Origin of the sequence: Bacillus sp. 005/A4HT-01/001 (assembly GCF_004634445.1) — a bacterium.
Lineage (GTDB): Bacteria > Bacillota > Bacilli > Bacillales > Bacillaceae > Bacillus > Bacillus altitudinis.
Genome location: NZ_SEIZ01000007.1, coordinates 122,122 through 135,750 on the forward strand (window position 1 = coordinate 122,122; position 13,629 = coordinate 135,750).

Genomic DNA, 13,629 nt, shown 5'->3' on the forward strand with positions numbered 1-13,629 from the left:
GCTTATTTCTCCAAAAGAGCGATAATGGAGCTTTCTAATTCTTTCGGTGGTGTTTTAGGAGAAAATCGTTCAGTCACTTCTCCGTTTTGGTCAACGATAAATTTTGTAAAATTCCATTTCACCGTTTTTGTACCAAGCACACCTTTCGCATGACTCGTTAAGTATTTGAAAAGCGGATGCGCATTGTCACCATTGACATCTACTTTTGCAAACATCGGGAAGGTCACACCATAGTTTAACGAACAGAATTCTTGAATTGCTTCTTCCCCTTCTGGCTCTTGATTCATAAATTGATTGCACGGAAATCCTAAAATTTCAAGGCCCTTTTCATGATATTGATCGTATAACTCTTGTAATTGTTTAAATTGAGGGGTCAGTCCACATTTGCTCGCTGTGTTCACGATGATCAGTACTTTCCCTTTGTAATCTGCCATTGATTTTTCCTGACCGTTAATGGTCTTGACCTGAATATCATAAATTGACATCTCATAGCCTCCTAGGATTCACTTTTTCCTATCGTAACATGCTTCTTTTAGAAAATCGCTTTTTATGCTTTCTGCTAAAAGAGTCCAGTCACACTGCCGTCTTCTAATAAATCCATCTCAAGTGCCGCAGGTTTTTTAGGGAGACCTGGCATGGTCAGAATGCTTCCTGTTAGTGCAACGATAAAACCTGCTCCTACAGATGGTTTTAACTCTCGAATCGTAACGGTGAAGCCTTTTGGTCTGCCGATTAAAGCCGGATCATCCGATAGTGAATATTGCGTTTTTGCCATACAAACCGGCAAATGGGCCCAGCCATTTTTCTCAATTGCAGCTAGCTGCTTTCTTGCTTTTGATGTAAGGTTGACGCCGTCTGCACCATAAACCACTTTGGCGACTTTTGACAACTTTTCTTCAATGGAATCTTGCTCCTCATATAAATAAGAAAAGCTGTTTTCATTCTTTTCAATGAGTGTCGTGAGCTCTTCGGCAAGTGCTACGCCGCCAGCTCCCCCTTCTTCCCATACATTGACGGCTTTGACTGGATGTCCATTCGTTTCGCACCAGTTTTCTATTGCTTGAATTTCTTCTTTTGTATCGGTAATAAAACGGTTCACTGCAACGATGTATGGTAGACCGAAGGCTTGCACTGTTTCAATATGCTTCTCTAAATTATGTATACCTTCTAATACAGCCTGTGCATTTGCTTCCTTGAGCTCTGTTTTCTGCATTCCGCCATGCATTTTTAGCGCCCTGACAGTTGCTACAATGACAACAGCGCCTGGTTTAAAATCACCGGCTCTTGTTTTGATGTGAAGAAATTTTTCCGCGCCGAGGTCTGCACCAAATCCCGCTTCTGTTACGACGTAATCTGCTAGTTTTGCCGCCATTTTTGTGGCAATTAAACTATTGCATCCATGTGCAATATTGGCAAAAGGACCACCATGAACAAGGGCTGGAGTTCCTTCAATCGTTTGAACAAGGTTTGGTTTCAGCGCATCTTTTAAAAGCAAGGTCAATACGCCTTCATATCCTAGATTTCCAACTGTGACCGGTTCACCTTCTTGATTGTAGGCAACAACAATAGAAGAAAGACGTTTTTTTAGATCGTTTAAGTCGTCTGCTAAACAGAGGATGGCCATCATTTCGGATGCAACCGTAATATCAAATCCATCTTCTCTAGGGTACCCATTTAATTGACCGCCAAGTCCTACGACCACTTGTCTTAGAGCACGATCGTTTAAATCTAACACTCGTTTCCATACAATTCGGCGTGCGTCGATCCCAAGCTCATTTCCGTGATGGATATGATTATCAATAAAAGCAGCTAAAGCGTTATGTGCAGATGTAATCGCATGAAAATCCCCTGTGAAATGAAGATTGATTTCTTCCATAGGCAACACCTGTGAATATCCGCCGCCAGCTGCACCGCCTTTAATACCCATTGTGGGACCTAGTGAAGGTTCACGCATGGCAATAATCGCTTTTTTCCCAATTTTCTCGAAGGCTTGACCGAGGCCAACTGTTACGGTGGACTTCCCCTCACCTGCTGGCGTTGGGTTGATCGAAGTCACAAGAATCACATTTCCTTCTTTTTGTTCCTTTAAACGGTCAAAAATAGTCAAAGATATTTTCGCTTTTGTGAAACCATAGCATTCTAATTCTTCGTCATGTATTTGTAATTTTGCTGCGATGTCTTGAATCGGTCTCAGCTTTGCCTTTTGGGCAATGTCAATATCTGATAAATGCTTTGTGATCATGATTAATGGCCTCCTTTTTTGACAGAAACAGCTTTCTTTTTTGCTCTATTTTTCATTGTAACATAATTGAAACATTGAAATATCGCCAGAAAGTTCCTATAATGAAGTGAAATTAGCTTTGGTTCAGGGGGTGGCGAGTTGCCTATTAACATACCAGTTCATCTGCCGGCAAAACAAATACTAGAGAGCGAAAACATTTTCGTCATGGATGAGACAAGGGCATTCAAACAAGATATCCGTCCTTTGAATATCGTGATCTTAAACTTAATGCCAAAAAAAATACAAACTGAAACGCAGCTGTTGAGAATGCTCGGAAATTCTCCTTTGCAAGTGTATTTTACATTTTTGATTCCAAGTACACATACACCGAAGAATACATCGAGAGAGCATCTAGATGAATTTTATACGACCTTTGACTCGATTCGCCATAAAAAATTTGATGGCATGATCATTACAGGTGCACCAATTGAGCATTTAGCTTTCGAAGAAGTTTCCTATTGGAAAGAACTGCAGGACATTTTGGACTGGAGTAAAACGAATGTGACGTCTACTCTCCATATATGCTGGGGGGCACAGGCTGGTCTTTATCATCATTATGGCATTGAAAAAATCAAGCTTCCAGAGAAAAAATTCGGTGTTTTTGAGCATCTTGTCAAAGAGAAAAAAGAAAGATTAGTAAGAGGTTTCGATGAAGTATACTATGTCCCACATTCTAGGCATACAGATATTAATACAGAACAATTAAAAAACACGCCGAATCTAAAAGTATTGAGCACGTCTGAGGAAGCTGGTGTTTGTTTAATTGTTTCAGATGATGATAAACAAGTATTTTTAACTGGACATCCTGAATACGATACAGATACATTGAAGCAGGAATATGAAAGAGATTTGTTGAAACATGATACAGTCAAAAAACCCGTCCACTATTTCATAGAAGATGGAGACACATTAGTTCCAGTGAACCGCTGGAAAGCCCATGCTACTTTGCTGTTTATGAATTGGCTTAATTACTATGTTTATCAAGAAACACCATATGTGTGGGAATAAAATAGACTGTAGTCTGATGATAAATGCTTAAAATGTGTTAAAATACAAATGGCTCTGTCTTCCATTATCAATTTAGTCTGTTTGTTTTTTAAAATTAGTTTAATTCTTTCGTAACGAATGATATGCTCTCGCTGTTTATATGTTATCTTTATGTATATGTAGACCTATGAGATTTATAGTTTTCGTACGAAGTTTTGTTGTTGTTGATTACATTTGAGGTGAATATTCTTGAATACCAATAAAAAAATATTAATCTTGACCGCAAATTATGGAAATGGACATATGCAGGTTGCAAAAACACTGTATGATGAATGCAAATCCCAAGGGTTTGAACATGTGATAGTTTCTAATTTGTATCAAGAATCAAATCCCATTGTGTCTGAAGTGACTCAATATTTATATTTAAAGAGCTTCTCCATTGGGAAACAATTTTATCGCTTGTTTTATTACGGTGTAGATAAAATTTACAATAAACGCAAATTTAACATTTATTTAAAGATGGGAAATAAGCGTCTTGATGAATTAATTCAATTACACAATCCGGATATCATCATCATTACATTCCCGATGATTGTTGTACCTGAATACCGAAACAAAACAGGTAAAGTCATTCCAACATTTAATGTGATGACAGACTTTTGTCTTCATAAAATTTGGGTACATGAAAACATTGACCGATACTATGTTGCAACCGAGTATGTGAAACAAAAGCTAGTAGAAATCGGCACACATCCAAGCGATGTCAAGGTAACAGGCATTCCGATTAGACCACAATTTGAAGTAGACGTGCCTAAATCGATCATCTATAAAAAATATGGATTATCATCAGACAAAAAAGTCCTTCTCATTATGGCGGGTGCCCATGGTGTACTAAAAAATGTGAAGGAACTGTGTGAAGCACTACTTCTTGACAGTGAAGTACAAATTGTTGTTGTGTGCGGTAAGAATGCAGCGCTGAAGCAATCGCTTAGCGAACTTGAACAAGCACACCCAAATCAATTGAAGGCGCTTGGATATGTGGAACAAATTGATGAATTGTTCAGAGTAACGGACTGTATGATTACAAAACCGGGCGGAATTACATTAACAGAAGCAACAGCAATTGGTGTCCCAGTTATTCTTTACAAACCTGTTCCAGGACAAGAAAAAGAAAATGCTCTTTTCTTTGAAGATTACGGCGCTGCCATTGTCATCAACAGACACGAAGACATTTTAGAATCTGTCACCAACTTGCTGCAAGACGAAGAAAAATTAGAATCCATGAAACAAAACATCAAAAAATTACACTTAAAACAGTCTTCTCAAACCATTTTAGAAGATATCGTCGAACAATCAGATCTGATCATGAGCAACAAATCGTATGCTCAAGCATTATCATAAAAAGGTGTCCGTCATTGACGGACACCTTTTTTCTTTTAACCTTGATTTCCATTCGTTGTATATACTTCTTCAAACGGCTGAACAACAACAAAGCCACTTCCGCTAAACTTCATTTGAATGGACTCTCCGCTTCCCCTGCCAATAAACGTTTTGAACGATACATCTGTCACAAATTCAGTCTGCAAATCTCCTGACCATGCGACCGTCGCATTCGGATCTGTATAAACAGAATCACCTGGCTGAACAATCAGCGTCAGCGGTTCGTAATGACTTGTGATTGCCACAAGACCTGGTCCTTCAAGTTTGACATTAAATAATCCACCTGCAAGCATGCCAGATACCTTTTTCATTAATTTAATATCCCACCGAACTGACGGTTCAAATGCGAGCAGGTCGTTTCCATTAACGAAAATAGACTCCCCTTGAGCCAATCGAAGAATCGAGATTTTTTTCCCTTGGTCTGCTACATATAATTTCCCATCACCTGTGGCCTTCATCAAAGAGGTTCCTTCTCCTGATAACATTTTTTTGAACATCTTTGACACACCGTGTTCAAATACACCTTCACGTTCAAACTTTATTTTCCCGCGATACGAAACCATGGAGCCTGTCTTTGCCCAAATGGTATCTGTTAAATTAATTTCTAACAATCTTGATGTTTCAAGTTCGAAGACCCCTTCCCCTTTGTCTTCTTGCTGCGTATTCTGAACAAACTCCTCAATTGTGTAACGATTCATGACGCACCTCTTTCTGTATTTTTACTATATACGGACAAGTTATACATTAGGTTTCATGAGATTAGGACGTTTTATAGATAAATGTCATTCACTAAAAAAACAAAAAAATCAAACATTCTGCTCAAAATTTGGCTTGCCTGCTTGACGCTTTACTTTTGATGGTGTATAGTGGAACCATCATTTAACAACTGCTTAAGTCGTTAGGTGATGAAAAATTTTTTTTAGTATGCCAAAAGGTGTGCTACAGTACTAGGAGGAAAAAGCAATATGCAAAACGGTAAAGTAAAATGGTTCAATAATGAAAAAGGTTTCGGCTTCATTGAAGTTGAAGGCGGAGACGACGTATTCGTTCACTTCACAGCTATCGAAGGTGACGGTTACAAATCTCTAGAAGAAGGACAAGAAGTTTCTTTTGAAATCGTTGAAGGTAATCGTGGACCTCAAGCTGCAAACGTAACAAAAATCTAATCAACTCAATCAATGATGAAACGACAAAATAAAGAGAGGCGTATGCCTCTCTTATTTGATTTTCAGCTGAATTTCAATCGCTAAAATATTTTGCTTTAATCTTTGTTCAATTTCAGAGATATCTTTTTCGAGAAAAGGTCTTCCCTTCTTTGCTACATCTACCAGTTGCTCTAGATCACTGTACACCTCTTGAAATGTCCGATGTAATACCGTTTCAAAATCCTTATTATCCATGCCGGCCTTCCCCTTTTCCTCTATTATCCGTCACTTAGTCAAAAAGTAACTCAACCAAAACTTTCTATAGTTATATCGGCTCATTTTTCAGAATATGTTCTTTTTTTACACATTCTATTCGTTTTTTTTCGTGAGCGTATGATACATCTAGAGGAAAACCGGAGTGTACGCTTATTTTTTGAGTAATTCATTCCCGTATTGTTTGATCTTCTCTCCTACCGTGCATTGCTGTATACAAAAGGAGTGCGCGTATTTTTTGCCAAATTCTTTGCGAAAGTGCTTCTTAATCAAGCAATCTGAACAATACGTGTCTTGAAGATCTGTTAATTCTTTTACTGCTGTTTTTTTATCCACTTTATTCAGCTCCGTCTGCTTCTAATTTCAACTTACTTTCGATGGGGACGTCTGCAAGTATCTGTCTGGCAAGCTGATCTGCTTCTGCATTTTGTTTACGATCGATGACTTCATATGTTGGCGTGAGCTTCAGCTCTTTGATCGCAGCCTCAATTCGGTCGAGCCATTTGTTATGTATATCATCATAACAAGGCCATTCCCCTTTGAGCTGATTCATCACAACAAGAGAATCTCCTCTAATCGTAACAGAGTTTCTGCTGGCTCCCAGTTCTTTTAAAGCTTTTACCGCTTCAAATAAAGCCGCATACTCTGCCTCATTGTTCGTGGTGCTCTGAAAAGGCTGATTCTTCCTTAACCGGTATGCATCCTGTCCGAGCTGATAATACACAACAATTCCAAGCCCAGCATCACCTGTTTCTTTGCGAAAACTCGCATCAAAATAGACCTGAAGCTGATCGGGTTCAAGCCTAAGTTCTTCGTTTAGCTTTTCAAGTTCTTTCATCGACCACATCGCACCCTTTTCATCTTCAAATGATAGAAGTGACTGCGGTTCTTTTTTGTCTATATGTTTTGCTAAAAGCAAGGCTTCTTTGAGCTCCATCCAATCTTCTTGGAAAAAAGCAATGGACCCAATCGATTTCACTTTCATTGTATAGTGTGCTCTTAGTTTCATTGATCACATCGCCTTCCCGTACTTTTAAGGTAAACGTTCGTTATGCTATAATCAAAAAGTTACATTTTACATTTAGAAAGGAAGTTCATGTCACTTGTTTAATGAAGGTATTTGGATCTTATTTGCGATCATTAATTTTATCATTGTTCTTCTATTTTATAAAGGATTTGGCAAGATGGGGCTTTTCGTCTGGATTGGTTTTGCAACAGTTGCTGCCAATTTACAAGTGGTCAAAACCGTTGAATTATTTGGCTTAACGGCAACACTTGGCAACATTTTATACGGCAGTGTGTTCTTTGCAACGGACGTCCTAAATGAAAAATATGGACAAACCGAAGCGAAAAAAGCTGTCTGGATTGGCTTTGCCACCCTTTTAACATTAACTGTTGTCATGCAGGAGGCTTTGCTTTTCCATCCCGCTCCATCTGACATTTCCCAATCATCATTAGAAACGATATTTGGCTTTATGCCAAGGGTCGCTCTTGGTAGTCTTGCTGCTTATATCATCAGTCAAATGTTAGATGTTTATGTATATTCGTTTATTCGCCGGATATTTCCTTCAGACGGTGCGCTCTGGCTGCGAAATGCGGGGAGTACAATGATTAGCCAGCTGCTTGATACACTCGTTTTCACAACCATTGCCTTTCTTGGTACCTACCCATTCCATATATGGATCGAAATTTTCATCACGACTTATGTGATTAAATTTATCGTCGCTGCCATTGGCACACCTTATGCCTATGCGGCGAAAAAAATGGTTCCGATTGATGAAAGGGGGAATTAAATTGCCAGCTGAAATATATATTGACGGTGCTAGTGCCGGAAACCCAGGTCCATCTGGCATCGGCATTTTCTTGAAATATGACGGAAAAGCTGAGTCTTTCTCCATTCCTCTTGGCATCATGAGCAATCATGAAGCAGAGTTTTCTGCGCTCATTGAAGGCATGAAAATATGCGTAGAAAAAGGATTACGGACCGTTTCATTCCGCACAGATTCACAAGTAGTGGATCGTGCAGCCAATGCAGGATTTGCTAAAAATCCATCTTTTCGTCATTTTATCGAAGAAATGCTGCAGCTTCAAAGCGAATTTGATTTATTTTTCATTAAGTGGATTCCGAGCAAGGAAAATCAAGTGGCTGATCAGCTCGCTAGAAAAGCGATTCACCTTTCAAAAGGATGAATCGCTTTTCTTTTGGTTATGCTAATGTGTGAGGTGATACGAATTGGATAAAGAGAACAGAGGCCGTGTCACAAACGGAACGACTCCTCAAGGTGATGCGCAGACAAAAGATAAACAGCCAATATCGCAATTAGAAAATAAGGCGAAAAAAAGCAACACAAAGGGCTAATACATGTAGCCCTTTGTTTCTTTTCTACGTAAGAACAACCTTAACTGATTCCTAATTGACTTAAGCGGTTAACCATTGGTTCGATCCCTTTAATTTGATGCAAGCGCAGCATCGCGGCTACCCGTTCTGGATTGATGTTCATTTTTGTTTGATCAATCGGACAGCTGAGTGGTACATCACATTTAATTTCTGCCAGTATACGAGAAAGCTTCAGATCTTCTAAACCTGCTTGCATTTTCTTTTGCTGAGCTGCCGTTAATGCATGAACATTTTCTAACAGTCGATCAATCGTTTCATACGTTTGAATAAATTTCAATGCTGTTTTTTCGCCGATTCCTTTTACACCAGGGTAATTATCGCTAGGATCACCCATCAGCGCTTTCATATCAATCAGCGCCTTTGGAGAAATGCCCATTTCCTCTTCAAAAATGGCTTTTGTATAATGCTTATAATTCCCGATGCCTTTTTGCATTAAAGCCACGGTCACTTGTTCATTCAAGATCTGCAGCAAATCTTTATCTCCTGTTAAGACGGTCACATGTGCTTCGTTTTGATAGATTGATGCAAGCGTTCCAATACAATCATCTGCTTCAAAACCTTTCACACCAATGTTCATGATCCCCAGTTCTTCTGTCGCCTCTTTTGCTAAATCAAACTGCGGGATAAGCTCAACAGGCGCCTCACCTCGATTGGCTTTATAATCTTGAAATAATTCGTTCCGGTATGTCTGGCTTCCCATATCCCAGCAGCAAACGATATGAGTCGGCTCAAATGTTTGGACAGCTGTTAACAAATGCTTCAAATAACCATTCACTCCATTTGTCGGTACACCACGATCATTTATCATAAAATTGCGATGGACAGCCGTCGCATAAAACGACCTAAAAAGAAGTGCCATTCCATCTACAAGTAAGACGTGTTTATTCATTCATCTAAACTCCCTTTTTATAAACAATACTCCTATTCTATCATAGAACATCGAAACGAACATAAAAAAGGCGCCTTCTTCTTTTGATAAAGAAGAGGCAGCCCGATTACTTTTTACCATATTGCATTTTTTTCGTTTCCGCTTCTGCGTAGGATGGCATGTCTTTTTCCTTCGGCATGCGCTCCTCCTGCTGCTTTACGTTTTGCTTTTTTGCCATGATCATTCCCCTTTCTGGTTCATTTGTTAAGATGACCAAAAATGAGAAAATTACTCTTTACTTCTGTTTACGCTGGGTGTATTCCTCCACCATCTCAATCGTCACGTGTTTACGAAGCGGAACAATTCCGCCTCGGGCAAGCTCATTCATTTTAGACGTAATGGCGTTGATCTCATCTGTTGAAAATGGTTCATTGTGTTCACATTTTTTCACAGCCGATTCAATCGCCTGCTCTCTTTTTTGTTCAAGTGCAAGAAAAGATTGGATATGGGCATGTTGTTTCTGTGAATGTGCAGAAATTTCTTCGTGTACGCTCGTCATCGTCTATCAACTGCTTTCTTTTTTATATAGTCTATCATGAATCATATCGTTTTCAACTGGTTCTTCCATTCATTTGTTTGTTCATAAACTTGTTCAATGACCGCCTGTTTTTCAGCATCTGTTGTAAGGCTCGTCATAAATGTCTGTTTTTGCTCATTGAGCTGTTGGAGAGCATCTTGTTCGTACCTTTCCGTATAGGTCTTCACTAGCTTTTCATATCTGCTCAGCAACTCTTCTTTTTCGTTATCTGCCCAACGTGTTGTCATTTGATGTAGAACATCTCGAATGGCTTCAATAAACGTAGCCTTTTCATTTTGTTCAAAAAAGGCTTTCGCTGATTTTTGTTTCTTTAAAAGTGGCTCAAATGGTGCAATCTCTGCTTCGACTTCAATTTGTTTTAGCTCAGCATTTTTCTCCTCAGGGGCTGACAGGCTGAGAGAAAAGTAAGGATCTTCCGCACATGCAGCCTGCATCCCTTTTTCCCACTCCTCCTGGAAATAATGGTGGATAAACGATTCCATTCGGATATCAAGCGCCTTGAGCTCCTGCACAAATTCAAATTCATACTCCTTTAACGCTTTCTCAAGTGCCTTTTTTAACTGCTGACCAAAATTCCCTTGAGATATGCCAGGATAAAAGGCAGACTTTAACAGATCATTCGCAAATAATGAAAGCCGCTGTACAATATGATAGAGCTGTTCATGCACGTCTTTTTTTACGCTTTCGGTCACTAGCTTAGACCGTTTCACATCTTGCATTTTTTCGAGAATGGCTTCATAGGATGTCTTGATGTTTTTCTTTTCAGCTTCTTTCTCATCTTCTGATTGATGCAAGGTCGCACGTAGTCTATCGACCGTTGTACATAATGTACTAGCTTCAAAATGCAAAAGTTCAATGGCATCTTTCGTTAATTCTTCCTCAATAAAATGGTCGAGCTGTTTTCTCAGTGTTGCATATTGATTATAAGATGTCGGCTCTTTCCCTTCGATCTCTTCCTTACTAGACACATGATGGAGGTTTGGATTGCGGATGCCTTCTTTTGTGAGCTCGCTTCGTACATAGTCAAATACGGTTTCAAGCTCTGCTTGATCCTTAGCCAAATCAGCTGCATTGATGATAAAGAACATTTTATCCATGCTAAAGGAATCTTTTACGAGTCCAAGCTTCCGTAAAAATGAGCGATCAGCTTTTGAGAAAGAATGCTGATAATACGTTAAATAAAGAAGGGCGTCTGCATCCTTCATATACTGGAAGGCGATTTCTGTATGACGCTTATTCATACTGCTTGCACCTGGTGTATCGACAATCGTCAGTCCTTTATCTGTCAAAGGTGTACTTAAATACACCGTCACTTCCTTCACCACACAAGAAACAGATTCTTCCGCTACATAAGGCTTTAATTCTTGAAGTGTGACATGTAAATTGGTTTGGTTGTCAATGTCATCATGAAACTTGGCATAGGCTTGTAGAAAATGTTCTACAATGATTCGGTGATCCTGTTCGAGCTGCCGTTTTTTCAGCACTCTTTCCAGCTTTGCCTTAAACGAATCTCCTTTTTCTGTTGTGATCGAAAATCCAAGAATCTGATCGAGTTCCTCTAGAATGTCCTGCTTGGTTTTAAACACCACTTTGACACTTTCATGAGGATGATCTTCCGTAGGTCGTGTCAGTTTGTTAATTGTTGCAGTTGTTGGCGTAGGAGATGATGGTAACACCTTCCGTCCAACAAGCGCATTGGCAAAAGAAGATTTTCCAGAACTAAAAGCGCCAAATAATGCGAGTGTAAATTCTTTTGCTTGCAGCCGTTCTGTTCGTTTTTCAAAGGAATCTCTTTGAGACTTTAGAATATCTAAAGGCGATAAAATGCGGGAAAGCTCTTTAAATTGTGCAATCGATTGTGCTGTCGTTAAATGCTGCGATTGACGGTATTGATTACGCTCTGTCCGTTCAGCAGCTAGATCGCTCTCTTCAGCATGAATTGATGCGTGATTCTTCTCCAGCTGGTCGTGCTGCATCCATTGCTTTTTCGCATAAAACCAGTCACCTGGGATATGCTCATCCGTTCCGTTTTGCCAAATATCCCATATATGCTGAATATCCTGTCTTATTTGTTCATTTTTTTCGTTATACCCCTCAAGGCTCTGAAGCTCTTGTTTCGCTTGTTTCCATTTTTCCTCTTGCTTCTCTTGTTCATTCCGGAGCTGGTCTTTCAAGGTCTCAATCATCTGTTCAATCAATTGAAGCGCTTGCTGTTTTGCCTGTCTTTTCAATGCTTCACCAGCATCTTTCGCATATTGAAGAACGTATTCGTTAGAAAAAGTTGCCCCTTGGTGAATGATCTTTTCAAGCAGTGATTCTTCAATAGGTGTCTCAAATGCCATGGCTTTGTCTAATAACGCTTCGCCAAGCTGATGCTGTTTTATTTCTTTTTTAAGGAGCTCGGCAATGTGCCAGTCAACTTCCGCTTTCATTCTCTTTTTTACATCTGCTAAGAAATCACTTGCCCGCTTTTCCTTTTCCTGCTCGGTTTTATTTTTGGCAAAAAGTAAACCCACTTTAAAGCCAGGTGCTTTCGATTCGATATAGTCACTTGCAAGCTCTCGCATCTTAAATGGCGTGAGGTTTGCGTTTTTTAAGATGTTCTCTACTTCAGAAGACACTTCATCTTCTACCTGCTTTGCACCATTTTCAATAAATCGGCGTTTCTCTTCTAGTTCTTTCACTTCATTCCTTTTTTCTTGAAGCTGCGCGTCAAGGTCCTCTTCATGCAGTTCTTCTTTTAACGATTCCATATGTTCTTTTAAAACATGTTCAATTTTCTGCTCTGTATAGGCTCGAAGCAATGCTTTAGGCATGGTTTGTAATTCTTGTAGTTTCTTCACTAAACGGATCATTTCGTTTTTTGGGTGTGCCTCATCCGTCACAGAAGTAAAATATAGATGTTCTTCCTCAATGCCTTCTTTTAAAAGCATCTCAACGACTTGTTTTTTGTAGTCTTCAAAAGTTGTCTCTTGTTCATCGTGCCGATCCACTTGATTGACGATGAAATAAAGATTTGGTACTTTCTCTTTAATCGAGCGAATGAAGCGAATGTTTTCTTCAGAATGGACATGGTTATAATGAACGACATAAAAAAGAGCATCCGCTTGATGAAGAATAGAAGCAGCGGATAAAAAGTGCGCATGATCCGTTGAATCAATTCCTGGTGTATCGATGAGTGCCACTTTTTCTTCAAGTCCACTATAATCACCGCTAATTTCCACCATCTCAATTTGTTCCCCATCTTTACAAAAACGCTGCACCGCTTCTTTATCATAAGAACCGCTCATTTTTGCAAAACGTCCATCAGACGTATGGAGCTGAACTTCACTGACCCCTTTCCTGACAACAACCAAGTTTGCACTCGTTGGAATTGGGCTTGTGGGTAGGATGTGATCATGAAGAAGATGATTCACTAGTGATGACTTACCAGCAGAATAGTGGCCGGTAAATGCGATATACACTTCTTCTTCAGCTTCCTTTTTCATAATAGATGCAAGTTTGGCTGCACGCTCGTGATCATCCCTTTTCAGAAGACTTTGATATAAAGCACCTGTAGTTTGAACGAGCGAATCTCGAATAGACAAGTCTTTCATGACGATAAACCCCTTTGTTTTTAGAAAAGTCAGTTATGTATGT

15 protein-coding genes are annotated in these 13,629 nt (G+C 39.4%); 6 read left to right on the top strand and 9 right to left on the bottom strand.

The annotated features are described in order from the left end of the window. Positions 1 to 2: 2 nt before the first annotated feature. On the bottom strand, positions 3 to 485 hold the full coding sequence (locus ES896_RS17555; RefSeq protein WP_007500827.1) for a glutathione peroxidase: 483 nt from the start codon (positions 483 to 485) through the stop codon (positions 3 to 5). A 74-nt stretch (positions 486 to 559) separates the two neighbouring features. Next, positions 560 to 2,242 (bottom strand): formate--tetrahydrofolate ligase, encoded by a 1,683-nt coding sequence (locus ES896_RS17560; RefSeq protein ID WP_099496572.1) that lies wholly within the window; start codon positions 2,240 to 2,242, stop codon positions 560 to 562. 138 nt (positions 2,243 to 2,380) lie between these two features. Between ES896_RS17560 and metA the strand changes: the two genes are divergently transcribed. Beyond that, positions 2,381 to 3,289, top strand: a complete 909-nt coding sequence (metA, locus tag ES896_RS17565) for a homoserine O-acetyltransferase MetA (RefSeq protein ID WP_008346374.1) — start codon at positions 2,381 to 2,383, stop codon at positions 3,287 to 3,289. 228 nt (positions 3,290 to 3,517) lie between these two features. Then, entirely contained in the window at positions 3,518 to 4,669 is a 1,152-nt protein-coding gene (locus ES896_RS17570; protein WP_017359708.1) for a diglucosyl diacylglycerol synthase, read from the top strand. 35 nt (positions 4,670 to 4,704) lie between these two features. Here ES896_RS17570 and ES896_RS17575 read toward each other — a convergent pair whose 3' ends face one another. Further along, positions 4,705 to 5,406, bottom strand: coding sequence for an AIM24 family protein (locus ES896_RS17575; protein WP_017359709.1), 702 nt, complete (start codon positions 5,404 to 5,406; stop codon positions 4,705 to 4,707). 267 nt (positions 5,407 to 5,673) lie between these two features. On the opposite strand from ES896_RS17575, the gene cspD reads away from it, so the two are divergent. Beyond that, positions 5,674 to 5,874 (top strand): cold-shock protein CspD, encoded by a 201-nt coding sequence (gene cspD / locus ES896_RS17580; protein ID WP_003215784.1) that lies wholly within the window; start codon positions 5,674 to 5,676, stop codon positions 5,872 to 5,874. A 51-nt stretch (positions 5,875 to 5,925) separates the two neighbouring features. On the opposite strand, the gene ES896_RS17585 is transcribed toward cspD, so the two are convergent. The 3 genes from ES896_RS17585 to ES896_RS17595 form a co-directional block, all read right to left on the bottom strand. Beyond that, entirely contained in the window at positions 5,926 to 6,108 is a 183-nt protein-coding gene (locus ES896_RS17585) for a hypothetical protein (RefSeq protein WP_008346368.1), read from the bottom strand. A gap of 171 nt (positions 6,109 to 6,279) precedes the next feature. Then, entirely contained in the window at positions 6,280 to 6,462 is a 183-nt protein-coding gene (locus ES896_RS17590) for a zinc-finger domain-containing protein (protein WP_008346366.1), read from the bottom strand. 1 nt (position 6,463) lies between these two features. After that, complete coding sequence (locus ES896_RS17595; protein ID WP_017367474.1) at positions 6,464 to 7,135, bottom strand: ribonuclease H family protein; 672 nt, start codon at positions 7,133 to 7,135, stop codon at positions 6,464 to 6,466. A gap of 94 nt (positions 7,136 to 7,229) precedes the next feature. Between ES896_RS17595 and ES896_RS17600 the strand changes: the two genes are divergently transcribed. Genes ES896_RS17600 through ES896_RS17610 form a run of 3 tightly spaced genes read left to right on the top strand, consistent with a single transcriptional unit; the run spans position 7,230 to position 8,485 of the window. Beyond that, entirely contained in the window at positions 7,230 to 7,919 is a 690-nt protein-coding gene (locus tag ES896_RS17600) for a queuosine precursor transporter (RefSeq protein ID WP_017359711.1), read from the top strand. 1 nt (position 7,920) lies between these two features. Beyond that, positions 7,921 to 8,316, top strand: coding sequence for a reverse transcriptase-like protein (locus ES896_RS17605; protein WP_017359712.1), 396 nt, complete (start codon positions 7,921 to 7,923; stop codon positions 8,314 to 8,316). 43 nt (positions 8,317 to 8,359) lie between these two features. Beyond that, on the top strand, positions 8,360 to 8,485 hold the full coding sequence (locus ES896_RS17610; protein ID WP_008346357.1) for a hypothetical protein: 126 nt from the start codon (positions 8,360 to 8,362) through the stop codon (positions 8,483 to 8,485). A 40-nt stretch (positions 8,486 to 8,525) separates the two neighbouring features. On the opposite strand, the gene ES896_RS17615 is transcribed toward ES896_RS17610, so the two are convergent. The 3 genes from ES896_RS17615 to dynA form a co-directional block, all read right to left on the bottom strand. After that, complete coding sequence (locus ES896_RS17615) at positions 8,526 to 9,413, bottom strand: 5'-3' exonuclease (protein WP_017359713.1); 888 nt, start codon at positions 9,411 to 9,413, stop codon at positions 8,526 to 8,528. A 274-nt stretch (positions 9,414 to 9,687) separates the two neighbouring features. Continuing rightward, positions 9,688 to 9,951 carry a YpbS family protein gene (locus ES896_RS17620; protein ID WP_008346351.1) on the bottom strand — a complete coding sequence of 88 codons (264 nt, stop codon included), beginning with the start codon at positions 9,949 to 9,951 and terminating at the stop codon, positions 9,688 to 9,690. A gap of 41 nt (positions 9,952 to 9,992) precedes the next feature. Beyond that, positions 9,993 to 13,586 (bottom strand): dynamin GTPase, encoded by a 3,594-nt coding sequence (gene dynA / locus ES896_RS17625; protein WP_135227110.1) that lies wholly within the window; start codon positions 13,584 to 13,586, stop codon positions 9,993 to 9,995. Positions 13,587 to 13,629 lie beyond the last annotated feature (43 nt).